At 68.2% G+C, this 23,147-nt stretch carries 23 protein-coding genes; 16 read left to right on the forward strand and 7 right to left on the reverse strand.

Going from position 1 to position 23,147, the window contains the following annotated elements:
- Positions 1–9 precede the first annotated feature (9 nt).
- Together menD and QRN63_RS02965 are read left to right on the forward strand one after the other, a co-directional pair.
- Entirely contained in the window at positions 10–1,647 is a 1,638-nt protein-coding gene (menD, locus tag QRN63_RS02960; RefSeq protein WP_285029151.1) for a 2-succinyl-5-enolpyruvyl-6-hydroxy-3-cyclohexene-1-carboxylic-acid synthase, read from the forward strand.
- Positions 1,644–2,147 carry a DUF3592 domain-containing protein gene (locus QRN63_RS02965; protein WP_267318850.1) on the forward strand — a complete coding sequence of 168 codons (504 nt, stop codon included), beginning with the start codon at positions 1,644–1,646 and terminating at the stop codon, positions 2,145–2,147. Before menD ends, QRN63_RS02965 begins: the two co-directional genes overlap by 4 nt.
- On the opposite strand, the gene QRN63_RS02970 is transcribed toward QRN63_RS02965, so the two are convergent.
- Positions 2,144–2,830 carry a DsbA family protein gene (locus QRN63_RS02970; RefSeq protein ID WP_285029152.1) on the reverse strand — a complete coding sequence of 229 codons (687 nt, stop codon included), beginning with the start codon at positions 2,828–2,830 and terminating at the stop codon, positions 2,144–2,146. The genes QRN63_RS02965 and QRN63_RS02970 overlap by 4 nt on opposite strands.
- A gap of 122 nt (positions 2,831–2,952) precedes the next feature.
- Here QRN63_RS02970 and QRN63_RS02975 point away from each other — a divergent pair, with 122 nt between their 5' ends.
- The gene (locus QRN63_RS02975; RefSeq protein WP_267318852.1) at positions 2,953–4,080 is read left to right on the forward strand and encodes a glycosyltransferase family 4 protein; all 1,128 of its coding nucleotides are present in this window, start codon (positions 2,953–2,955) and stop codon (positions 4,078–4,080) included.
- A gap of 179 nt (positions 4,081–4,259) precedes the next feature.
- On the opposite strand, the gene QRN63_RS02980 is transcribed toward QRN63_RS02975, so the two are convergent.
- Together QRN63_RS02980 and QRN63_RS02985 are read right to left on the reverse strand one after the other, a co-directional pair.
- Complete coding sequence (locus tag QRN63_RS02980) at positions 4,260–4,538, reverse strand: hypothetical protein (RefSeq protein ID WP_267318853.1); 279 nt, start codon at positions 4,536–4,538, stop codon at positions 4,260–4,262.
- Between the two features lie 14 nt (positions 4,539–4,552).
- Positions 4,553–5,377 (reverse strand): SDR family oxidoreductase, encoded by an 825-nt coding sequence (locus QRN63_RS02985; RefSeq protein WP_285029153.1) that lies wholly within the window; start codon positions 5,375–5,377, stop codon positions 4,553–4,555.
- Between the two features lie 84 nt (positions 5,378–5,461).
- On the opposite strand from QRN63_RS02985, the gene QRN63_RS02990 reads away from it, so the two are divergent.
- From QRN63_RS02990 to QRN63_RS03005, 4 genes are all read left to right on the forward strand, one after another.
- Positions 5,462–6,148 carry a demethylmenaquinone methyltransferase gene (locus tag QRN63_RS02990; RefSeq protein ID WP_267318855.1) on the forward strand — a complete coding sequence of 229 codons (687 nt, stop codon included), beginning with the start codon at positions 5,462–5,464 and terminating at the stop codon, positions 6,146–6,148.
- Positions 6,145–7,077: a CobW family GTP-binding protein gene (locus QRN63_RS02995; RefSeq protein ID WP_267318856.1), complete on the forward strand. Its 933-nt coding sequence runs from the start codon at positions 6,145–6,147 to the stop codon at positions 7,075–7,077. Before QRN63_RS02990 ends, QRN63_RS02995 begins: the two co-directional genes overlap by 4 nt.
- Positions 7,078–7,236: 159 nt before the next feature.
- Positions 7,237–7,521 carry a pyrimidine/purine nucleoside phosphorylase gene (ppnP, locus tag QRN63_RS03000; RefSeq protein WP_267318857.1) on the forward strand — a complete coding sequence of 95 codons (285 nt, stop codon included), beginning with the start codon at positions 7,237–7,239 and terminating at the stop codon, positions 7,519–7,521.
- Positions 7,522–7,599: 78 nt separating this feature from the next.
- Entirely contained in the window at positions 7,600–8,658 is a 1,059-nt protein-coding gene (locus QRN63_RS03005) for an alpha/beta hydrolase (protein ID WP_285029154.1), read from the forward strand.
- Here the strand turns inward: QRN63_RS03005 and menJ are convergent.
- Positions 8,651–9,931 carry a menaquinone reductase MenJ gene (gene menJ / locus QRN63_RS03010; protein ID WP_285029155.1) on the reverse strand — a complete coding sequence of 427 codons (1,281 nt, stop codon included), beginning with the start codon at positions 9,929–9,931 and terminating at the stop codon, positions 8,651–8,653. The two genes, QRN63_RS03005 and menJ, sit on opposite strands and share 8 nt — an antisense overlap.
- 21 nt (positions 9,932–9,952) lie before the next feature.
- Between menJ and grcC1 the strand changes: the two genes are divergently transcribed.
- The 3 genes from grcC1 to QRN63_RS03025 all read left to right on the forward strand — a co-directional run bounded on the left by grcC1 (position 9,953) and on the right by QRN63_RS03025 (position 12,932).
- Complete coding sequence (gene grcC1 / locus QRN63_RS03015) at positions 9,953–10,960, forward strand: nonaprenyl/(2E,6E)-farnesyl/geranylgeranyl diphosphat synthase (protein ID WP_285029156.1); 1,008 nt, start codon at positions 9,953–9,955, stop codon at positions 10,958–10,960.
- Between the two features lie 84 nt (positions 10,961–11,044).
- On the forward strand, positions 11,045–11,908 hold the full coding sequence (htpX, locus tag QRN63_RS03020) for a zinc metalloprotease HtpX (protein WP_267318861.1): 864 nt from the start codon (positions 11,045–11,047) through the stop codon (positions 11,906–11,908).
- A gap of 313 nt (positions 11,909–12,221) precedes the next feature.
- Complete coding sequence (locus QRN63_RS03025) at positions 12,222–12,932, forward strand: DUF1326 domain-containing protein (RefSeq protein WP_502888083.1); 711 nt, start codon at positions 12,222–12,224, stop codon at positions 12,930–12,932.
- Between the two features lie 84 nt (positions 12,933–13,016).
- Here QRN63_RS03025 and QRN63_RS03030 read toward each other — a convergent pair whose 3' ends face one another.
- A complete protein-coding gene (locus tag QRN63_RS03030) occupies positions 13,017–15,194 on the reverse strand; it encodes a SulP family inorganic anion transporter (protein ID WP_285029158.1) in 2,178 nt (725 codons plus the stop codon).
- Between the two features lie 466 nt (positions 15,195–15,660).
- Here QRN63_RS03030 and QRN63_RS03035 point away from each other — a divergent pair, with 466 nt between their 5' ends.
- The 4 genes from QRN63_RS03035 to QRN63_RS03050 all read left to right on the forward strand — a co-directional run bounded on the left by QRN63_RS03035 (position 15,661) and on the right by QRN63_RS03050 (position 19,076).
- The gene (locus QRN63_RS03035) at positions 15,661–16,443 is read left to right on the forward strand and encodes a response regulator transcription factor (protein ID WP_267318864.1); all 783 of its coding nucleotides are present in this window, start codon (positions 15,661–15,663) and stop codon (positions 16,441–16,443) included.
- 19 nt (positions 16,444–16,462) lie between these two features.
- Positions 16,463–18,034, forward strand: coding sequence for a sensor histidine kinase (locus tag QRN63_RS03040; protein ID WP_267319033.1), 1,572 nt, complete (start codon positions 16,463–16,465; stop codon positions 18,032–18,034).
- A 138-nt stretch (positions 18,035–18,172) separates the two neighbouring features.
- Positions 18,173–18,469, forward strand: coding sequence for a hypothetical protein (locus QRN63_RS03045; RefSeq protein ID WP_267318865.1), 297 nt, complete (start codon positions 18,173–18,175; stop codon positions 18,467–18,469).
- 49 nt (positions 18,470–18,518) lie between these two features.
- Complete coding sequence (locus QRN63_RS03050; RefSeq protein WP_285029159.1) at positions 18,519–19,076, forward strand: hypothetical protein; 558 nt, start codon at positions 18,519–18,521, stop codon at positions 19,074–19,076.
- A gap of 10 nt (positions 19,077–19,086) precedes the next feature.
- On the opposite strand, the gene QRN63_RS03055 is transcribed toward QRN63_RS03050, so the two are convergent.
- Positions 19,087–20,112, reverse strand: coding sequence for an NAD(P)H-dependent glycerol-3-phosphate dehydrogenase (locus QRN63_RS03055; RefSeq protein ID WP_267318867.1), 1,026 nt, complete (start codon positions 20,110–20,112; stop codon positions 19,087–19,089).
- 144 nt (positions 20,113–20,256) lie between these two features.
- On the opposite strand from QRN63_RS03055, the gene QRN63_RS03060 reads away from it, so the two are divergent.
- Positions 20,257–22,104 carry an alpha/beta hydrolase gene (locus QRN63_RS03060; protein WP_285029160.1) on the forward strand — a complete coding sequence of 616 codons (1,848 nt, stop codon included), beginning with the start codon at positions 20,257–20,259 and terminating at the stop codon, positions 22,102–22,104.
- Between the two features lie 58 nt (positions 22,105–22,162).
- Positions 22,163–22,648 carry a lipoprotein LppJ family protein gene (locus QRN63_RS03065; RefSeq protein ID WP_267318869.1) on the forward strand — a complete coding sequence of 162 codons (486 nt, stop codon included), beginning with the start codon at positions 22,163–22,165 and terminating at the stop codon, positions 22,646–22,648.
- 3 nt (positions 22,649–22,651) lie between these two features.
- Here QRN63_RS03065 and QRN63_RS03070 read toward each other — a convergent pair whose 3' ends face one another.
- Positions 22,652–23,143 (reverse strand): YajQ family cyclic di-GMP-binding protein, encoded by a 492-nt coding sequence (locus QRN63_RS03070; RefSeq protein ID WP_020101292.1) that lies wholly within the window; start codon positions 23,141–23,143, stop codon positions 22,652–22,654.
- Positions 23,144–23,147 lie beyond the last annotated feature (4 nt).

Here is a 23,147-nt window from a genome sequence, read left to right on the forward strand (position 1 = left end):
GCTGTAGTTATGAACCCGTCGACCATTCAGGCGCGGGTCGTCGTCGACGAACTGATTCGCGGCGGCGTCCGCGATGTGGTGCTGTGCCCCGGTTCGCGTAACGCGCCGCTGGCATTCGCCCTGGCAGACGCCGACCGCGCCGGCCGCTTGCGGCTGCATGTCCGCATCGACGAACGCACCGCCGGCTACCTGGCCGTCGGCCTCGCGGTCTCCGCCGGTTCGCCCGTGTGCATCGCGATGACGTCGGGCACCGCGGTGGCGAACCTCGGTCCGGCTGTGATCGAGGCCAACTACGCCCGGGTTCCGCTGATCGTGCTCAGCGCCAACCGGCCCTACGAACTGCTGGGCACCGGCGCGAACCAGACCATGGAGCAGCTCGGCTATTTCGGCAACCAGGTGCGGGCCACCATCAGCCTCGGGCTGGCCGAGTCGACGGCGGACGTGGCCGCGGCCAACGCCCAGTGGCGGTCGGCGACGTGTCGGGTCCTGGCGGCCGCCAAGGGTTCTCGTACCGCCAACGCCGGGCCGGTGCAGTTCGACATTCCGTTGCGGGAGCCGCTGGTGCCCGACACCGGGAATGACGAACCGTACTGCCCTGACGGCCGTCCCGACGGCCGGCCCTGGACCTACACCCCGCCCGTCACGTTCGACCAGCCCCTCGAGATCGACCTGACGGCCGACACCGTCGTCATCGCCGGCCACGGCGCGGGCCGCCACGAGAACCTCGCGCACCTGCCGACCGTCGCCGAACCGACCGCGCCGCCGGCCGACAACCCACTGCACCCGCTGGCGTTGTCGCTGGTCCGGCCGCACCAGGTGATCATGCTGGGCCGGCCCACGCTGCACCGGCCGGTGTCGGCGCTGCTCGCCGACCCGTCGGTGCCCGTCTACGCCCTGACCACCGGCCCGCGCTGGCCCGACGTGTCCGGCAATTCGCAGGCCACCGGCACCCGGGCCATCACGTCGGGGACGCCGGATCCGTCCTGGCTCGAGAAGTGTGCCGAAGCCAACAGCCGTGCCGAGCACGCCGTGCGTGACCAGCTCACGGCCTACGAACTGACCACCGGCCTGCACGTGGCGGCCGCTGTCGCGGACGGACTGCAGCCCGGCGACCAGCTGGTGCTCGGCGCCTCGAACCCGGTGCGGGACGCCGCGCTCGTCGGGCTGAACGCGCACGGCATCTCGGTGCGGTCCAACCGCGGCGTCGCCGGCATCGACGGCACGGTGTCGACGGCCATCGGCGCCGCGCTCGCCCACACCTCGGGCCGGACCGTCGCGCTCATCGGTGACCTGACCTTCGTCCACGACAGCTCGGGGCTGCTGATCGGCCCCACCGAACCGACGCCGAAGGCGCTGACCATCGTGGTCTCCAACGACAACGGCGGCGGCATCTTCGAATTGCTGGAGCAGGGCGATCCCCGGTTCTCCGACGTGTCGTCGCGCATCTTCGGCACCCCGCACGACGTCGACGTCGCGGCCCTGTGCCGGGCGTACCACGTCGAGTGCCGGCAGGTGGAGGCCGACGGGCTGGCTGCCGCGCTGCGCGAACCGTTCGAGGGGATGCGCGTGCTGGAGGTCAAGGCCGACCGGTCCACGCTGCGGTCGCTGCACGCTTCGATACGGGCGGCGATCAAGGCCGCTCCGTGATCTCCGAACACCTGCGCTGCAGGTTGAACACGTTGTGGGACAACCTGATTCTGCGGCTCTTCGGCGACGGCAAGGAGACCCGGTCGCAGCGCGTCATCCGCCGGATCCGGATCGGCATCGTCATCATGGCCTGCCTGGTGACCCTGCAGTCGGTGCTGTTGGTGCTCGGTGCGTGGCGCAATGACCAGCAGATCGAGCACAACATGGGCACGGCGGCCGCGGAGGTGCTGTCCGCGGGTCCGCGGCGCTCCACCATCGAGTTCGTCACCCCCGACCGCGTCACCTACCGGCCCGAGCTCGGCGTGCTGTACCCGTCCGAGCTGGAAACCGGGATGCGCATCTACGTCGAGTACGACCGCAGCAACCCGGACCTGGTGCGGGTGCAGAACCGTAACGCGTCGCTGGCCGTCATCCCGGCCGGATCGATCGCCGTGGTGGGCTGGCTGGTCGCCGGTGCGCTGCTCGGCATCGTGACCCTCGTGCAGCGCCGGCTCGGTTAGAGGGTCTGCCCGCCTCCGGTGAGCTTCGCCAGCCACCCGGTTTCCTGGATGTCCACCACGGTGTTGCCGGTCAGGTCATACACAGTGGGCGTACCCGCGTCACCATCGCGGATTTCTTGCAGCCGGGTCTCATTGGCCTGCGTCATCGCGTCGGTGTCGACGGCTTTCTCGCCGACCTGGATGGTGGCCACGGCCTCGGAGCTGACGCCCGCGTCGGCGGCCCAGCCCGCGAGCTGACCGTCCGAGGGGGCCGACCCGCCCGGATTCTGGTGGCCCCACAGCGTCTCGACGTAAGCCTGCAGTGCCGGCGCGGACGTGCCGTGTGCGGCGGCCAGGAACATCGCATTGGCGACCTTGGCCGAATAGCCTTGCCCGGTGTCCAGGAAGGTCACCGGGCGGTAGGTGACGGTCAGCAAGCCGAGGGTGATCAGGCTCTTCATCTCCGGCCCGTCGGTGTCCTGCAGGTGCGCGCAGTGGGTGCACTGCGGCTCGGTGTACACCTCGATCTGCGCGGGGGCGTCGGGCCGGCCCGCGATGATGCCAAAGCCGTCCGCGGTGATGGACACGCCCGGCAGATCCGGGTCCCGCAGTGCCGATCCGGTGACGGTGCGCCCACAGCCGGTGAACACGAGGAGCACGACCAAGGCGCTGGCTACTACCGGGATCAGCCGAGGTAGACGCATGCCGGCCCCTTTCTCACCCCGGTCCGGAAGACGATACCGGGGGTACCCGAGTTGTGCGGGTCTTCGCGTCGCGTACCCCTGTCGGTCACCTGTCGGTCAGGCTGCGCTGCCAGCCTGCAGGTGTGCGAGTTGCGATCGTGGCGGAGTCCTTTCTCCCGAATGTCAACGGCGTCACCAATTCGGTGCTCCGGGTGCTGGAGCACCTCCACCGGAATGGCCATCAGGCGCTGGTCATCGCGCCCGACACGCCTCGGGGTGAAAAGCCCGCAGACACCTTCCACGGCGATGTGCCCGTGCACCGCATTCCGTCCCGGATGTTCCCGAAGGTGACGTCGTTGCCGCTGGGGGTGCCGCGGCCGCGAATGGTGCGGGTACTGCGCGATTTTCGGCCTGATGTCGTGCACCTGGCCTCGCCCGCACTGCTGGGCTACGGCGGGCTGCACGCCGCGCGCTTCCTCGGTATCCCGACCGTCGCGGTGTTCCAGACCGACATCGCCGGTTTCGCGCAGAGCTACGGCGTCGGCATGATGACGAAAACCGCATGGGCCTGGAACCGGCATCTGCACTCGCGCGCCGACCGGACCCTCGCGCCGTCCAGTGCGACGATGGAAGACCTTGTCACCCATCGGATTCCGCGCGTGCACAAGTGGGGCCGCGGCGTCGACGTCACCGGTTTCGCGCCGTCGGCGCGCAGTGCCGCGCTGCGGGCGCAGTGGTCGCCCGAGGGCAAGCCGGTGGTGGGTTTCGTCGGCCGGCTGGCCCCGGAGAAGCATGTGGAACGGCTGGCCGCGCTGGCCGGGCGGGACGACCTGCAGCTCGTGGTGGTCGGCGAGGGCATCGACCAGCCCAAGCTCGAAAAACTTCTGCCCACAGCGGTTTTCACCGGCGCGCTGTACGGCAGGGAACTGGCCACGGCGTACGCCAGCATGGACGTTTTCGTGCACCCGGGGGAGCACGAGACGTTCTGTCAGGCGGTCCAGGAGGCCATGGCGTCGGGCCTGCCGGTCATCGCGCCGGACGCGGGTGGCCCGCGCGACCTGGTGACACCCATGCACACCGGATTGCTGTTGCCGGTAGCGGATTTCGAGGGGTCGCTGCCGGCCGCCGTCGATCACCTGCTCGCCGAGCGGTCGCGCTACTCGCTCGCCGCGCGGCGCAGCGTGCTGGGCCGCACCTGGCCCGCCGTGTGCGACGAACTGCTCGGCCACTACGCCGCCGTGCTCGGCGAGCGCCGCGCCCTCGCGGCCTAGTTGTCTCCCGCGAGCCCCCTTTGCGGCTACCTCCCGCGAGCGGCCGTGTTTGTACGGCAACACACCGTATTTGGTGTACATAAACGTGCCTCTCGCGGCCGGCGAGCGCGACATATTTACATACCCTGACCGGCGTTTCGTGTGCAAACACGCACGCTCGCGGTGGGGATGGGTGTCCGCTATGCGGCGACGTGCACCAGGTCGTACACGTACGAGCGGTCGTCTTTGCGACTCACCCACGTACCCTCGGGCGGCAGGTAGCCGAAACCCGCGTGGTCGAACGGACGACTCGACACCGCGCCCAGTTCCGTGCACACCACCCAGCCGAAGTGCGGCAGCCGTCGGCACCAGATGTCGAGGTCGACCCGCTTGTATGACGGAAACCCGTGCGCCTCGCCGTCTTCGGCGAACTCGTAGGTCAACCCGTCGTGCCGTCGGACGAATTTCAATCCCGCCATCGGAGTTCCTTCGTTCAGCCCTGCGCCAGCTCGGACACCGGCTGCCACTCTTCCCAAGTGCGTAACCGGTTTTCGTAGTCGGCCTTCGCGATGTTCAGCGGTGCGCTGCCGAAAAAGACTCGCAGCGGCGGCTTCTCGGCATCGACGATCTTGAGCACCGCGGCCGCCGACGCCTCCGGGTTGCCCGGCACCGCATTCCGCTCGCCGCGCCAGCGCGCAACATCTGCCCGAAGTCCGTCGTACTCCGGCAGTTGCGTGGACCGCTGCGCTGATGCGCCGCCCCAGTCCGTCGAGAAACCGCCCGGCTCGATGAGCGTGACGTGAATGCCGAACCGCTCCACCTCGGCGGCCAGCGACTGCGAGAAGCCCTCGAGCGCCCACTTGGACGCGTGGTACGCGCCGAGGCCCGCGAACGCACTGATGCCGCCGATCGAGGACACCTGGATGATGTGCCCGCTGCCCTGCGCCCGCAGGTACGGCAGGGCGGCCTGCGTGATCCACAGCGCGCCGAAGACGTTGGTTTCGATCTGGTCCCGCGCCTCGGCCTCCGACAGCTCCTCGATGAAACCGAACTGGCCGTAGCCCGCGTTGTTGACGACGACGTCCAGCCGGCCGAAGTGCTCGTGCGCTGTTTTCACCGCGGCGAAGTCGGCGTCGCGGTCGGTGACGTCGAGCGCGATGGGCAGCAGCGCGTCGCCGTATTCAGCGACGAGGTCGTCGAGCGTCGACACGTCCCGAGCCGTGGCGGCCACCTTGTCGCCGCGCTGGAGCGCCGCAGCTGTCCACTCGCGTCCGAAGCCGCGCGATGTCCCCGTGATGAACCAGACTTTTTCACCCATGCGGCTTACAGCTCCCGCGGCGGCCGTTCCATTCCCGCCCCGCCGCAGACGCGGGGCGCGGGACCAGCCGGTAGCGTCATATCCGTGAGTCGCGCGTCATTGGAGAAGGATCCGCACGAGGTTGCGTCGATGTTCGACGGCGTGGCCCGTCGCTATGACATCACCAACACCGTGCTGTCCCTGGGGCAGGACCGGTTCTGGCGGCGGCAGACGCGTGCCGCGCTCGGTATCGGCCCAGGTGACAAGGTTCTGGATCTGGCTGCCGGGACCGCGGTGTCGACCGTCGAGCTCGCCACGTCGGGCGCCTGGTGCGTGGCCTGTGATTTCTCGGTCGGCATGCTCGCCGCCGGAGCGGGCCGGAACGTCCCGAAGGTGGCCGGTGACGCCACCAAGCTGCCGTTCGACGACGGCGTCTTTGACGCGGTGACCATTAGCTTCGGCCTGCGCAACGTCGTCGACTTCAGCGCCGGCCTCCGTGAGATGGCCCGGGTGACCCGGCCGGGCGGCCGCCTGGTGGTGTGCGAGTTCTCCACACCCACCAACGGCCTGTTCGCGACGGCCTACAAGGAGTACCTGATGAAGGCGCTCCCGACGATGGCCACCGCGGTTTCGTCCAATCCCGAGGCGTACGTCTACCTGGCCGAGTCCATCCGGGCCTGGCCCGATCAGGACGACCTGGCCCGCAGGATCGAGGCGGCCGGCTGGTCGCAGGTGCGCTGGCGCAACCTGACCGGAGGGATCGTCGCGCTGCACGCCGCCGTCAAGCCGTGAGCGTTCCCGTCCTCGCCGTCGCCGGCTTCCTCGGTGCGGGCAAGACCACGCTGCTGAACCACCTGCTGCGGGGCGGCCGCGGCGCGCGAATCGGCGTGCTGGTCAACGACTTCGGGTCAGTCAACATCGACGCCATGCTGGTCGCCGGTCAGGTCGACGCCATGGCGTCACTGTCCAACGGGTGCATCTGCTGCGTCGCCGAGGACGGTGAGGTCGCCGAGATGCTGGGCAAACTGGCGGCCGTTCGCCCGGCCCTGGATCTGATCGTGGTGGAGGCCAGCGGCGTCGCCGAGCCGCCCGCCGTAGCACGGACCATCATGACGGCCGACTCGGCCGACTTCCATTACGCCGGACTGATCCTGGTGGTCAACGGATGCGAGCCGGAGTTCGGGCACGGGCTGCCGGTCGCCGACCTGGTGGTGCTGAACCGGGCAAGTGAAACCGCCGACATCGACGACGTGGTGGCCCGCATCCGCGCGCAGAATCCGCGAGTTCCGGTGCAGCCCACCGATTTCGCGCGGATCGATCCGACGTTGCTGATCGATATCCCGGAGCGCGCCCCGCAGGCCCAGCTGTCGTTCGACGAGCTGCTGCACGACGAGCATGACCACGAGCACCCCGTGTACCAGTCCGTCGAATACACCACCGGCGACGTGCTGAACCCCCGCCGCTTACTGGCGCTGCTGCGCGACCGGCCCGAAGGTCTGTACCGCGCAAAGGGTTTCGTCGACTTCGGCGCCGGACACCGCTACCTGCTGCAACTGGTGGGCGGCTCCCTACGGCTCCAGAAGCGGCGCGGCACCGGCACCCAGCTGGTGTGCATCGGCACCGGCATGGACACCGACGAGGTGCGGGCGGCGTTGCACGAGTGCACCACCGAACCAGCCGATGAGAACGCGATCCTCGGAGTGCACAAGTACGTGGTCTAGGCAGCAGCGGTCTTGTGGCTCGTCCACAACGTCGGCCTGAGAGTGCAGCTAACCGTATATAGCTTCAACGACGCTCTCAGCCCGACGTTGTGTTCACCACCGGTCCGGCGGTACGTCGGCGTTGACATATCCTGACCCCTCACCTGAGTTCGAGGAGATGTGTTGTTCAAGGTCAATGAGTACTTCGATGGCAAGGTCGCATCGATCGCGTTCGCGCCCGCCGAGGGCCCCGCGACCGTCGGCGTCATGGCCGTCGGCGAATACGAATTCGGCACCTCGAGCCTCGAGATCATGCACGTGGTGTCCGGTGCCCTGACCGTCAAGCTGCCCGGCCGCGACGAATGGGAAACCTTCGCTGCCGGAACGAAATTCACCGTCCCAGCCGACAGCAAGTTCGGTGTCCGGGTCGAGGTCGAGACCGCCTACCTCTGCGAATACCGGTAACTTTCCGCCCACGGTGAACTTGGTCGCGACTTTTCCCAAAGTCGCGACCAAGTTCGCATACGGCACCAAGATGGATCCATGCCCTACGGACGCCTCGCTGATCCCGACTCCACCATCGGCACCGACCGCCGCTCCGACCCGCGCATGATCAAGGCCCTCGCCGCGTTCAGGATGGACGGCCGCCTCCCGGAACCGCCGCTGACGGTCGACGCGCCGCTGGCCCAGCGCCTCGAGTTCAGCGCGTTCGCCGAGCAGGGGACCGGCGCCGTGCTGAAGATGTTGGGTGACCAGGCCCCCGCGCCTGAAGGCGTCACCACCACGACCACCACCATCACCGGTGCCGACGGCAACGAGATCACGCTGTTCATCAGCCGGCCGACTGACGCCGACGGCCCCCTGCCCGGTCTCGTGCACCTGCACGGCGGCGGCATGGCGATCCTCAGCGCCGCGGACGTCCAGTACGTCCGCCTCCGCGAGAACCTTGCGGCCGCAGGGCTCGTGGTCGTCGGTGTCGAGTTCCGCAATTCGGGCGGCGCGCTCGGCCCGCACCCGTTCCCGGCCGGGCTGAACGACTGCGCCGCGGCCGTGCGCTGGACGGCGGCGCACAAAGACGAGCTGGGCATCAGCCACCTCATCGTGGCGGGGGAGTCCGGCGGCGGGAACCTGACGCTGACGGTCGCGCTGAAAGCCAATCGGGAGGGCTGGATCGACGAGATCGCCGGCGTCTACGCCCAGTGCCCGTACCTCTCCAACCGGTGGCTCGAGGACGCCGAGGATCTGCCGTCGCTGCGGGAGAACGACGGGTACTTCATCAGCTGCCTGCAGCTGGCGCTGCTGGGCTCCATCTATGACCCCGACCGGCAGCACGCGCAAGACGGCACCTGCTGGGCCGGGGTGGCAACCGATGTGGAGCTGGAAGGCCTTCCGCCGCACGTCATTTCGGTCAATGAGCTCGACCCGCTGCGGGACGAGGGCCTGATCTACTACCGCAGGCTGGCGGCGGCCGGTGTCAGTGTCGTCGGCCGGATCGTCGCCGGCACCTGCCACGCCGGGGACATCCTGCTGGCCGGCGCCATGCCCGAGGTCTTCGCGGCCACCGTCCGCGACATCGTCGGGTTCGCGCGGTCGGTCAGCTGAACGGCTTGCGCTGATCCAGCCGGCGCGAGCCCCGTCCGGCCCGGCGCCAGATGCGGGCGATCATGTCGGTGTCCTCTTCGGTCACCAGGTTGCCCATGGCCCGGACCGCGACCGTCATCAGATACTGCGACCGCATCGCGACCGGCCCCGTCAGCGGCAGGAACCTCGGCACGGTCAGCAGGATCGCCAATCGGCGGGCCACCGAGAACCCGGCGGCATAGTGCTGCTGCAGCAGTGCGGGCCAGGCCGCGCTCAAATCACCCGAGCCCAGCAGATCGGCGGCCAGCCGGCCCGTCTCCAGGCCGTAGTCGATGCCCTCGCCGTTGAGCGGGTTGACGCACGCGGCCGCGTCCCCGACGAGCATCCAGTTCGGTCCCGCCACCCCGGACACCGCGCCGCCCATCGGCAGTAGGGCCGACTTGGCCAGCCGCGGCTGACCCTCGAAGCCCCATTCGTCGCGGCGCAGGTTGGTGTAGTGGGCGAGCAGTGGGCGCAGTGCGGCGTCGGCCGGACGTTTCTCGGTGGCCAGCGCACCCACGCCGATGTTCACGTCGCCGTTGCCCAGCGGGAAGATCCAGCCGTAGCCGGGCAGGACCTCGCCTTTCCCGTCGCTTCGCTCGTCCCGGATGCCTTTCCCGTCGCTTCGCTCGCCCCGGATGCCTTCCGGGGAGCGCAACTCCAAATGTGAGGTGATCCACGGCTCCGCGTGCCGCGGCGTCGCGATGTAGGCGCGGATCGCGACCCCGTAGACGGTCTCCTGATGCCACTCGCGGCCCAGGACCCGGCCCAGCGTCGAGCGGGCGCCGTCGGCGACGATGAGTTCGGTGCAGCTCACTTCTTGCCCGTCGTCGAGCTGCAATGTGGTCACCCGGCCGGAGGCATCGTGGGAGACACCGACGGCCTTTACGCCCAGCAGCATCTTCGCGCCGGAGTCGGCGGCGACCTGACGGATCCGGTCGTCGAGTTCGGTGCGGGGCACGGCGCTGCTGGTGGCCGGGAACGACGGCCCGGGCCAGCGCACCTCGCGCTGCGCGCCGAAGCCCGCCAACCGCAGCCCGTGATGGCTGACGTGGCCGTCGAGCCACTCGCCGAGCCCCAGGTCACGCAGTTCGGCGATGGCGCGCGGCGTCAGCCCGTCGCCGCAGGCCTTGTCGCGGGGAAACTGCGCCGAGTCGATCACCAGGACATCGCGGCCCCGGCGTGCCGCCCAGGCGGCAGCGGCGGAACCTGCCGGCCCGGCTCCGACCACGACCACATCTGCGTGCACGACCATGCCGCCCAGTATGTTGGACCCATGAAGACACCAGCGACAGTGGTCGCGGGCGTGGACTTTGGTGACGCCGACTTCGCCGCGCAGGTTCGTGACGCGGTCGCGCGTATCGAAGACCTGATGTCGACCGAGCTGGGCAAAGCCGACGAGCTGATGGCCGAGGCGGTCCAGCACCTCTTCCAGGCCGGTGGCAAGCGGTTCCGCCCGCTGTTCACCGTGCTGTCGGCGTCGCTGGGGCCGGACCCCGACAACAACGACGTCGCGATCGCCGGCGCCGTCATCGAGCTGGTGCACCTGGCGACGCTGTACCACGACGACGTCATGGACGAGGCCCAGGTGCGACGCGGCGCAGAGAGCGCCAACGCCCGCTGGGGCAACAACATCGCGATCCTGGCGGGTGACTACCTGTTCGCCACCGCATCACGCCTGGTGTCCCGGCTGGGGCCGGACGCGGTCCGCGTGATCGCCGACACCTTCGCCCAGCTGGTGACGGGCCAGATGCGCGAGACCCGCGGCGCCGCCGAAGGTGCCGACCCCGTCGAGCACTACCTGAAGGTGGTCTACGAGAAGACCGCCTGCCTGATCGCGGCGTCCGGCCGGTTCGGCGCGACGTTCTCCGGTGCCGACGAAGAGCAGATCGAGCGGCTCAGCCGGCTCGGCGGCATCGTCGGCACCATCTTCCAGATCTCCGACGACATCATCGACATCGACAGTGATCCCGACGAATCGGGCAAGGTGCCGGGCACCGACCTGCGCGAAGGCGTGCACACCCTGCCGGTGCTGTACGCGCTGCAGGAGACCGGACCCGACGCCGACCGGCTGCGGGTGTTGCTGGCCAAGCCCATCGACAACGACGCCGACCTCGCCGAGGCGCTGACGTTGCTGCGCGCGTCGCAGGGCATGGTCGAGGCCAAGCGCACCGTGCAGCGCTTCGCCGCGGACGCTCGCGCCGAGCTGAACAACCTGCCGGACCTGCCCGGCCGGTTGGCGCTGCTCAACCTGGTCGAGTACACCGCTGACCGCGACGGCTGACCTCCCGCCGGGACACCCTGGAACCAGGCACCAGTTGCCGAGCGTTCAATTCAGTGAGTTTGACTGCGCTGGAGGAGGTAGCCGATGACGTGGAATCCGCACGCGAACACCGCGAAAACGTTCGCGCTGCTGGCGGGCTTCTCGACGCTCATCGTGCTGATCGGTTCGCTGTTCGGCAAGAACATCATGTACCTGGCTGTGCTGTTCGCCATCGGCATGAACGCCTACGTCTACTTCAACAGCGCCAAGATGGCGCTGCGGGCCATGCACGCGCAGCCGGTGAGCGAGATGCAGGCGCCGGCGATGTACCGCATCGTCCGCGAGCTCGCCACCACGGCGCGACAGCCGATGCCGCAGCTGTACATCAGCGACACCGCCGCGCCCAACGCTTTCGCCACGGGTCGTAATCCGCGCAATGCCGCGGTGTGCTGCACGACGGGCATCCTGAACATCCTGACCGAGCGCGAGCTGCGCGCCGTGCTGGGCCATGAGCTCTCACACGTCTACAACCGCGACATTCTGATCTCCTGCGTCGCGGGCGCCATGGCGTCGGTGGTGACGGCGTTGGTCAACGTCGCCTACTTCATCGGGATGTTCGGCGGCGACCGCGACGATCGGCCCAATCCTTTTGTCCTATTGGTGCTTTCGATCGTCGGACCGTTGGCCGCGACGATCATCCGGCTGGCGGTGTCGCGCTCGCGCGAGTACCAGGCCGACCAGTCCGGCGCCGAGCTGACGGGCGACCCGCTGGCGCTGGCGAGCGCGCTGCGCAAGATCACCGCCGGTGTGCAGCAGGCTCCGCTGCCCCCTGAGCCGCAACTGGCCGACCAGGCCCACCTGATGATCGCCAACCCGTTCCGGGCCGGCGAGAAGATCGGCAAGCTGTTCTCGACACATCCGCCCATCGAGGACCGCATCGCGCGCCTGGAGCGCATGGCCGGGCGGTAGAGGCTGGTCGGTATTGGCCGGTCGCCGCGGTTGAGCCCGCGATGAGGGCGTTGGCTGTTCGCACTTTTGCGCCCTGGTTTCAGGGCGAACGGGCGCGGCGGTGGATTCGGCGTTGAGCCTGTGCTGAGGGTTGTCGGTACTCGCACTTCTGCGCCCTGGTTTCAGGGTCAACGGGCGCCGCGGGCCGCGTCTACGAAACTCATAGAAAGATACCCCCCAGGGGTACTTGACCGCGCCGCTGCCCGCTGCGTACCGTCATTCTCGTCAGGTACCCCCAGGGGGTATAAAAATGAGAAGGGATTCAGCGATGACGGTGGCAGTGACTCCGAAAGCCGATTGGCATCTACGCGGAGAGTGGTTCGATGTGTGCAGCTGCAAGCTGCCCTGCCCGTGCAGCTTCGCGCAGGAGCCCACGCACGGCGACTGCCTGTTCACGCTCGTCTGGCAGGTGCACGAAGGTCATTACGGCACAACCGATCTGAGCGGTCTCGGGGTGGTGGCCCTGGGCGAGTTCGCGGGCAACATGTGGATCGGCGACCCGGACGCCACCATGAAGCTGATGTTCTACATCGACGAGAAGGCCGACGCCGACCAGCGCGCGGCCCTGGAGCGGATTTTCCGCGGCGACGAGGGCGGCTGGCCGGGGGAGTTCGGCAGCCTGATCAGCGAGCTGCGGGGTATCGAGTACGCGCCGATCAACTTCGCCGCCGCCGATGACCTCGCCTACTGGCGGGCGGAGATTCCGGGCAAGGTCGACGTGCGGGTCGACGCGCTGACGGGGCCGACGGCCGACCCGAACCGCCGCGTCACGATTGTCAACGCCCCGGGTGCGGAAGTGGGGCCGGGTCAGGTCGCGACGTGGGGCGTGGTGAAGAAGGCCGACGCCGTGGGCTTCGACTTCTCCCACGAGTACCTCGGCGCCTCCAGCAAGCACTTCCCGTTCGATTGGCGACCCGACGGCGAACTGCCGAACGTCGAGCTACCGTCCGGCGCGCAGGCGGCCGGCGGATGCTGCTGCGGCTGAGCTGAACAGGACCCGGAAATGACACTGCGCCCAGGGCCTGCCGCTCTCGCGGCGTATGGCCCTGGGCGCAGGATCAATCAGGTACTACTCGGCAACCTCGACCAGCCGGTCCACGCTGACCGGCGTCACCCGAAGGGCGGCCGCGGTGCCGATGTCATAGAACAGCCCGATCACCTCGAGGTCACCGGCGCGGTGCCGGGCCCGTACCAACGGGTGGGAGGCGAGGGTCTGGGCCTGCAAGGCGACGTTGACCATCGACAGTTGGTCGACGACGCCGAACCCTTCCTGGGCCGCCGCGACGGCCACAGGGTGGCGGCCCTCGTCGAAGGCGCGCAGCGTCGCATCGCCGTGCTCCAGCCAGGTGTGCAGGTGCTCGTCGTGCTGCTGATCGCCGCTCAGCAGCGTGGTCATGGCGCCGCAGCTGGAGTGGCCGCACACCACGATCGACGAGACCTCCAGAACCTCGACGGCGAACGCGATGGCCGCCTCGACCGAGGCGTCGGCGCGGCCCTCCGGGATCAGGTTACCGACGTTGCGGACCGTCAGCAGGTCACCGGGACCACTGCTGGTGATGACGTTGGGCACCACCCGCGAGTCGACGCAGGTGATGAACAGCGTCTCGGGCTTCTGGGCGTGGGCCAGGTCCTCCATGTGCGGACGCAGCACGGGCGCGGTGCGGCGGTGGTAGGTCTCCAGGCCCTCCATCACCGAGGAGGTCTGCGGCTGCGACTTCCACGGGACGACACCCGAACGCTTGTCGAACGGCGTGAACGTGCGGGTCGGCGGACCCGCGGCCGCGCTGTGCAGTTCGGCGGTGCCGTGCTCATGGATCTCGACGGAGCCACCACCGGCGATGTGCTGGCGCTTCCACGCGTCGATGGTCTCGTGGGCGGCGTGGTCGATGAAGTCCACCGACAGCTCGACGGTGACGTCGGAACCGGTCGGGACCGATGCCAGTGCCGAGGTCAGGCGCGGCAGCGACAGGAAGCTGACCGAGCCCTCGATCACGATGCGCCAGTCGTTGCCGGCGATGTGCTCGGTGACGATCTTGGCCCGGATCACGCGCCACACCGTCAGGGCCACCGCCAGCGCGAGGCCGATCAGCACGCCCTCGAGCAGGTTGAGGAACACGACGCCGAGGACCGTGATGGCGTAGACCGCGATATCGCCTGTGCGCCGGGCGGTTTCGATGTGCGCCTTCTTGACCAGCTGGCAGCCGATGACGATCAGCAGGCCGGCGAGCGCCGACGTCGGGATCATCTGGGCCAGGCCGGCGAACGGCACCGCGAACAGCAGAATCCAGACACCGTGCAGGATCGCGGAAGCCCGGGTCTTGGCGCCGGCGGCGACGTTGGTCGAGCTGCGCACGATGACGCCGGTGACGGGCAGGCCGCCGATGGCACCGGAGATGGCGTTGGCCGTGCCTTGACCGATCAGCTCACGGTCGAAGTTGGTGCGCGGACCGTTGTGCATGCGGTCGACCGAGACGGCCGACAGCAGGCTTTCGACGCTGGCGATCAGCGCGACGGTGAGCACGCCGGCGATGACGCCGTCCCAGTCGCCCGTGGGCAGGGTCGGCAACGACAGCGAGTCCAGCAGCGAGCCGTTGATCTGAATGCGCTTGACGTCGAACGGCAACAGGACGGAGAGCGCCGTCACGCCGACGATGGCGACCAGCGGACCGGGGACCCGGTTGATCGGGGCGGGCACCCAGCGCCACGCCACCAGCGTGACGATGACCAGCATGCCGAGCAGGAATCCGGGACCGTGGATGTTCATCAGCCCGGCCGGCAGTTGCTCGATGTTCTCCCACGCGCTGCTGTTGGACTTGCCGCCCAGCAGCACGTGCAGCTGCTGCAGCGCGATGGTGATACCGATGCCCGCGAGCATGGCGTGCACGACGACCGGCGAGATGGCCAGCGCGGCCCGGGCCACGCGGCTCAGGCCGAACAGAATCTGGAGGATGCCGGCGCCGACGGTGATGGCGCATGTGACCGCCCAGCCGAATTCGGCGATCAGTCCGGCGACGATGACGGTGAGGCCGGCGGCCGGTCCGCTCACCTGCAGCGGCGAGCCGCCGAGCGCACCGGCGACGATGCCGCCGACGATGGCGGCGATGATGCCGGCCAGGATGGGGGCGTTGGACGCGACGGCGATGCCGAGCGACAGTGGCAGTGCCACCAGGAATACGACAAGTGACGCGGGCAGGTCGTAGCGCAGTATTGCGCGTAAACCCTTTGCCGGCGGGGCGGTTTCCAGCATGACTAAGTTTCCGTTCTCCGATTGTTGTCCGATGGACACATGTGCAGATGCGCTGCGCGAGTTTCGGTCCGCACACCCGCCGACGCCATTGTCGATTGAACATGTTGCGAGACAACATGTTTCCGAACTGTTCGACGATCGCCGAGGAGAGGCGGCGTCAATTGCTAAGTGCGAGAGTATTTATCGCCAGACGGGGTCGCAAGGCGAGGAGGAGTTCCCATAGAGAACGCAAATCTTCTTCGTGGGCCGGAGGGTTGATCCATTCGGCGACCTGGGATACGGGCTCGAACCGATTCGGGTCGGTATGCTCGGAATTGGTGGTCCGGCCGGTCAAAAGGACTGTATTGCAACGATTCTCGTGCATCACATCGGTCCATGTAAGTGACGTGGGTCATATCCAGGGGCTAATATTTGAACTCGGCATGAACGCAGTGACAAGTTTCTGTGTTCTCAACACAATGGAAGAATGACAACGATGTCGGTACCACCACGAGAGCGTCACCCCCGGGCCGCCGTGCTCGGCCAGCTGCCGCGCATGGAACGTGCCGACGGCTCTCCCATCCGGGTGTTGCTGGTTGACGACGAGCCGGCGCTGACCAACCTGGTCAAGATGGCACTGCACTACGAGGGCTGGGTCGTCGAGGTTGCCCACAATGGCCGCGACGCGGTGACCAAGTTCGGTGAGATGGAACCGGACCTCGTCGTGCTCGACATCATGCTGCCCGACACCGACGGCCTGCAGCTGCTGCAGCGCGTGCGGGCGGCCGAGGGCTACACCCCGACGCTGTTCCTCACGGCGCGGGACTCCGTGATGGACCGGGTCACCGGATTGACCGCCGGCGCCGACGACTACATGACCAAGCCGTTCAGCCTCGAAGAGCTGGTGGCCCGGCTGCGCGGACTGCTGCGCCGGTCCAGCCAGCTCGCCCCGGAGTCGGACGAGGTGCTCAAGGTCGGCGACATGGTCCTCAACGGCGCCAGCCGGGAGGTGACCCGGGCCGGTGAGCCGATCGCGTTGACCGTCACCGAGTTCGAACTGCTCCGGTACCTGATGCGTAACCCGCGCCGCGCCATCGCCCGCGCGGAGATCCTCGACCGGGTGTGGAACTACGGATTCGGCGGCAAGTCGAGCATCGTGGACCTCTACATCTCGTATCTGCGCAAGAAGATCGACACCGATCGCGAGCCGATGATTCACACCGTGCGCGGCGTGGGCTACATGCTGCGTCCCGCGGGCACGGAGGACTAACCTGCCCGAGGTGACGCGTGTGACCCGGGTGCCGACTCGAGTACCCGCCCGGACCCCGGTTCGGGCGCCCTGGTGGCGTCCGCGCACCCTGCGCCGACGCCTCGTTTTCGGCGTCACGTCTCTGGTCACCGTGGTGCTGCTGGCGGTGGGGGTGCTGTCGGTGTACAGCCTGCACAGCTACGTGTCGGCGATGAGCGATGCGGAACTCGAGCGTTCGCTCGACGCCCTCGGCCATTCCTATGACCGGCTCGAGATCAAGCGTGGTGATCCGGCCCATCCGATCGACGCCGGGGAGGACGGCCTGACCGCGTTCGGCGGCCAGGCGCCGGGAAATCTGATCGCGGTGCTGCACAAGGGTGTCGTCGTGCAGTCGGCGGTCTTCCCCGACGGCGAACCGAAGCCGGTCCAGCCCGACGTCGTGAAGGCCGTCAGTGGACAGCAGTGGACCAACCTCGGGCCGCGGACGGTGAAGCTGCCGCGACTCGGGTGGTATCGGATGGCGGGACAGGACGCCGGCGGGGGCGACGTGCTGGTCTCGGGCGTGTCCATGGAGGACGCCAACAGCGTGGTGGCGCGTAAGACCGTCGCGGTCGCGGTCATGACGCTGCTGGCCATCGCACTGACGGCTGTCGGCACCATCGCGGTGGTGAACTACGCGCTGCGGCCACTGAGCCGCGTGGCCTCGACCGCGGCGAAGGTGGCGACCCGCCAGTTCGGCAGCGAGGACCACCGCATCACCGAACGGGTCCGGCCGGAGGACACCGACCCGCGCACCGAGGTCGGCATCGTGGGGGACACCCTCAACAAGCTGCTGGACAACGTCGACAGCGCGCTGGCCGAACTCGCCGCATCGCACCGCCGGACGCGGCAGTTCCTCACCGACGCCAGCCACGAGCTGCGGACCCCGCTGGCCGCCATCCGCGGGTACGCCGAACTGACCCGCCAGGACAGTGCCGCACTGCCCGAGACCACCGAATACGCGCTCGCCCGCATCGAGTCCGAGGCGCAGCGGATGTCCGGTCTGGTGGAGGACCTGCTGCTGATCTCGCGTCTCGAGGAGCATCAGGACCTCGAGACCGACGACGTCGAGCTGTGCGACGTGGTGATCAACGCGGTCAATGACGCCGCGGTGTCGTCGCCCGCGCACCGCTGGCGCTCGCGCCTGCCCGACGTACCGATCTGGGTCCGCGGCGACCCGGCCCGGCTGCATCAGGTGATCGGCAACCTGCTGGCCAACGCGCGCGTTCACACGCCGGCCGGAGTAACGGTCACGACCAGCCTGACTCCTGGTCCCGGATATGTGGAATTGACCGTCGCCGACGATGGCCCCGGAATTCCCGAGGAATTGTTGCCGAATTTGTTCGACCGATTTGTGGTCGCCGACAAATCGCGTTCGCGCGCGCTCGGCAGTACCGGGCTCGGTCTGGCGATCGTGTCGACGATCGTGAAAGCGCACGGCGGCCGGGTGAAAGTCGAATCCAACACTGCGGGAACAGTTTTCCGGGTGCGGTTGCCGATGCTCCGGGAAGTCGGGGAGTACGTGACCATGAGCGAGTCGTACAACCCGCATGCGTCCGAATCGACTGTATGAGTTTCGCCTGAATTCGATTTGATTCATGCGGATATCCGTATGTGTTCGGCCTGAGAATCCGTTTCTCACCCATTTCCGCGACTACCGTCGGAGTTATTGATCCGGCGCTTTCGGCGCTGGATGCGGAAAGGGAAAACCATGAAGAGTGCCACCAAGATCTCAGCGGCCACAGGAATCGTGCTGGCGCTGACGGTCGCGCTGGCCGCACCGGCCGCGGCTCGGCCCGTGGTGCCGCCGGCCCCCGGGGAGTCCGCGACGCAGACGATCCATCGGCTGCAGAGCGAAGGCTTCCGGGTGATCGAGTCGCGCGTCGGCAGCGGATCCATCGACAAGTGCACTGTCACCGCCGTCCGGCACGGCCGCGAGCTTTCGAGCCAGGAGGGCAAGCTGCGCGGGCAGAGCACCACGGTCTACGTCGACCTCGGCTGCAAGTGATTTGCGGCTGACGCTGCGAGGTGCGCCCACCGGGTTCTACTCTGGGCGGATGTTGAGCAGATTCCTGATCGGTGGGGTCGCGGCCGTTTGGGCGATCTCGTTGGTGCCGGGCGTTGCCGCGGCGGCGCCGCCGCCCGAGCCGGTGCCCCCGCCGCCCGGGCCCGCCGCGCCGAATCTGAACGGATTCAAGCCCGTGACCCCGTCGACCTACGCCAGCAAGGACGGGACGTTCTACATGTTCCAGGCGCCCGGCGGTCTGACGTGCATCATGCGCCGCAACGAAGGCGAGTACGGCTGTAGCGGCCCGATGCCGGGCGCCCCGGAGGGCTCCAACGTGGTCGTCGGCCAGCAGGTCGGCGCGCCGGCGTTCAACACCTTGAACGGCCCGAAGTACGTCGGCGAGATGCCCGGTGCGGTGCAGACCCTGCCGGCCGGTTCGCGGATCACCTACCGCAACATCACATGCGGCACCGACGGCACCATGACGGCCTGCGTCAACAGCTTCGACCAGTCCGGTTTCGTCGTCAGCCCGTCCGGCAGCTTCATCGTCAACGAGTCGAATCCGTTGCTGGACAGGCCCAAAGACCGCAATCCCTATTTCAACTGAGCCGCCGAGGTCAGAACCCGGCGCCGTGCACCTCGTGCCCGGGCTTCTCGAGCATGAGGCCGGCGTAGGCGTCTTGCACGGTGCAGCCGTGGTTGATCACCCGGTCCACCTCGCGGGCGATCGGCATGCTGAGCCCGTGCGTCTCGGCGAACTCCATGATCACGCTGGCGGCCTTGACGCCCTCGGCGACCTGGTTCATCGAGGCGATGATCTCGTCGATGGGTTTGCCCTGGCCCAGCTGCTCGCCGACGTGCCGGTTGCGGCTGCGCTGGCTGGTACAGGTGACGATGAGGTCGCCCATCCCGGCCAGGCCCGCGAAGGTGTCGCGGTTGCCGCCCATCGCCACGCCGAGCTTGGACATCTCGGCGACCGCGCGTGCCATCACCATGGCGCGGGTGTTCTCGCCGATGCCCAATGAGTAGCCCATGCCGACGGAGATGGCGTACACGTTCTTGAGCGCCCCGGCCATCTCGACACCGATCACGTCGTCGGTGGTGTAGGTGCGAAAACGCCTGGTGCGGAACAGGCCCGCGAGGTTGGCGGCGAGGTGCTGGTCCGGCATCGCGAGCACCGCGGCGGCGGCGTATCCCTCGGCGACCTCGCGGGCGATGTTGGGCCCGGCCAGGATTCCGGCCGGGTGCCCGGGCAGTACCTCGTCGACGATCTGGCTCATGCGCATGTTGGTGCCCTGCTCCAGGCCCTTGACCAACGAGACCACCGGCACCCACGGCCGCAGTTCCTTGGCCAGCTCGCCCAGCACGTTTCGGAAGCCGTGCGATGGCACCCCCATCACGATGACGTCGGCGCGGTTTGCCGCCTCCGAGAAGTCGGTGGTCGCCCGCAGCGATTCGGGGAGAGCCACACCGTCGCCCAGATAGCGGCTGTTGCAATGTTTTTCGTTGATGTCGGCCGCGGTCTCTTCGGACCGCACCCACTGCAGCGTCGGGCCCCGGCGCGCGCAGATCGAGGCCACGGTGGTGCCCCAGGATCCGCCACCGAGGACGACGACGGTCGGTACGCGCTGCGCTGATGCCATGGCGACAGGTTATGTCGCCTGGGCGAGCGGAGCGGCGGGATTGGCGGAGTGTCCGCTCGATGGTGCGATTTGGATGTTGTGTCAGTTGGCACCCCCGAGCTGTGCGACGATCGAAGGAGCGATCGCCGAGGGGGTGCGGCAGCAGTGACGGTGACGGTGTCGCGCGTGCGCGCGGCCAAGCCTGGGACGATGCTCGACGCCGCCGATGACGTCCGGACCACGTCAGCCGCGTTGGAGATCGTCATCGGCGTCGAGCGCGGCCGGCTGGCCGACCTGAAAGCGCACTGGCAGGGGCAGGCAGCCGATGCCGCGGCCGCCAAGGCGCAACAGCTGATCGATGACCAGGAGGCCTACCGGTCCCGGTTGGACAAGCTGACGAAGGCGCTGACCGAAGGCGGTCAGCAGCTCGGCGCGGTGCGCACGACCCTGCTCGAATTGGTCGACACCGCAATGAAACTGGGCTTCGGCGTGTCCGACGACGGCGTGGTGACGCCGCAGCAGTGGCTGATCGGGCAGCTGTCGCAGCTGAAGGAATGGGCCGCGGGGATGACCAAGGCGATCCAGGGCCTGCTGCAGACGTTCGACGTCGCCGATGCGGCGGCGGCCGCGGCCATCGACGCGGCGGCCACCGGACCCAAGCCCGGCCCGCAGGTCACCGTTGACGGACAGCCGATCCAGATTCCGTCCCCGGACACCAAACCGGAGGACGTCGCCAAGTGGTGGAGCTCGCTGACGCCCGAACAACGCCAGGCCCTGATCGCCCGTCACCCACCGGAGCTGGGCAACCTCAACGGCATCGGGGCGACGGTCCGCGACCAGGTCAACCAGCAGGTCATGAACGACGACCTCAACCGGGTTCGGGATGTGGCGAACCGCAACCACGTCTCCGAAGACGATGTGCTGAAGGACCCGGGGCGCTACGGGCTGACCCAGACCGACGCCACCCGCTTCTACAACGCCCGGCGGACCAGTGAGGGGCTGGCGCACCAGCGGGGCGACGACCCGAAAACGCCGCGACCGGTCATGCTGTGGGGCTACCAGCCCGAGGCGGACAACGGTCAGGGCCGGGCGGCGATCTGCATCGGCAACCCCGACACCGCCACCAACACGACGGTGATCGTGCCCGGCACCGGCAGCAGTGTGCGCGACGGCTGGCTCGCCGACGGCCACGACGACGCGATCAAGATGTACGAGCAGGCCGCGCGGGCAGACCCGGGTCGCTCGACCGCGGTGATGATGTGGATGGGTTACGACGCGCCCGACGCCTTCTCCGACCCCCGGATCGCCAACCCGACACTGGCCCGCCAGGGTGGTGATCTGTTGGCTGCCGACGTAAATGGTTTGTCCGCAACGCATCTGGGCACGTCGCACGTGACGGTGATCGGGCATTCGTACGGGTCGACCACCGTCGCCGACGCCTGCGCGGGCAGTGGGATGCGGGCCAACGATGTGGTGCTGATCGGTAGTCCGGGCACCGATCTCGCCAAGAGCGCGGCCGACTTCCACGTCAACGGCGGGCAGGTGTACGTGGGCGCGGCGTCGACCGACCCGGTCACCTGGCTGGGCTCGCCCGGGCCGGCCGCGGCGCAATGGATCAATTCGGAGCTGGGCTATCCGGTCGGGCCCGTCGCCGGTCTGGGCTCCGACCCGGCGGCAGACGGTTTCGGCGCCACCCGGTTCCGCGCCGAGGTGGCCGGTCAGGACGGTTGGGCGTTCGGCGATCATTCGCGCTACTACGACATGGGTAGCGAGTCACTGCGGGCAATGACCGATATCGCCAGTGGGCACTCCGAAAGACTGGCGACCGACGGGCTGCTGGCGGCCGAGCGTGAGAAGCCCGTCATCTCGACGCCGGACCACATCGACCTGCCGTTCGGCATCGACCTACCGGTGCCGCATGCGGACATCCCTGTTCCCGGTCTCCCCGCGATCGACGACCCGGAAGCAGACCGTCCCGGCAGCACAGTAACGGGGGGCCATGAGTACAAGTAGTCGGTGCCGCACGGTCGTTGCGGCAGTCCTGTGTTCGGTGATGTTAGGAGGATGTGGCGTGATTCCCTTGCCGCACTTCGGCTCCGGTCGTGGTGCCGACAAACAGGCCAACTCGATGACCCCCGACCAGGCCATGGCGCAGGTCGTCGGTACCGGTCGTCAGCTCAGGAAGGTGGCCCGGCTGGAAGACGTCTCGGGCGGTGGTCACTTCCAGTCCTGTGACGACGTGGGATCGCCGCCGTACCGGGGATACCTCGAGATGAGTTCGCTGCTGCCGCCGGGCGCCACGGCCGACGCGTACGCCCGGCAGGTCGCCGATGCCATGATCGCCGCCGGCTGGACCGCGGGTGCCCCACCCGGAAAGTCCCTGTACGGCACCGTGATCCACCAGGGCGGCGTCATGGTGGTGATGGGCGGCGTGGCCCACGCGCCCAGCCGCCTTTCCATCACGATCTACGGCGAGTGTCGCGACCTGACCAACCACCGTGACGACGGTGGCACCGTCGGCCGCGACCTCACCGACGAGTTGAACAACGACTCGTGAGCGCTACCGGTAGTTGACGAACTGCAGCGCCACGTCCAGGTCGGCGCCCTTGAGCAGGGCGATGACGGCCTGCAGGTCGTCGCGCTTCTTGCTGGACACGCGAATCTCGTCGCCCTGAATCTGCGCCTTGACGCCCTTGGGGCCCTCGTCACGGATGATCTTGGTGATCTTCTTGGCCTGCTCGCTGCTGATGCCCTGCTGCAGCGTGCCCGACACCCGGTAGGTCTTACCGCTGGGCTGCGGATCGCCGGCGTCGAACGCCTTCATCGAGATGTCGCGGCGGACCAGCTTCTCCTTGAACACGTCGACCGCGGCCTTGACGCGCTCCTCGGTCGAGGAGACCAGTTCGATGACCTCATCGCCCTTCCAGGCGATGGTGGTGTCGGTACCGCGGAAGTCGAAGCGGGTGGACAGCTCCTTGGCGGCTTGATTCAGCGCGTTGTCGACTTCCTGCCGGTCGACCTTGCTGACGATGTCGAACGATGAATCCGCCATTGGA

It is taken from the genome of Mycolicibacterium sp. lyk4-40-TYG-92 (genome assembly GCF_030209435.1).
Lineage (GTDB): Bacteria > Actinomycetota > Actinomycetes > Mycobacteriales > Mycobacteriaceae > Mycobacterium.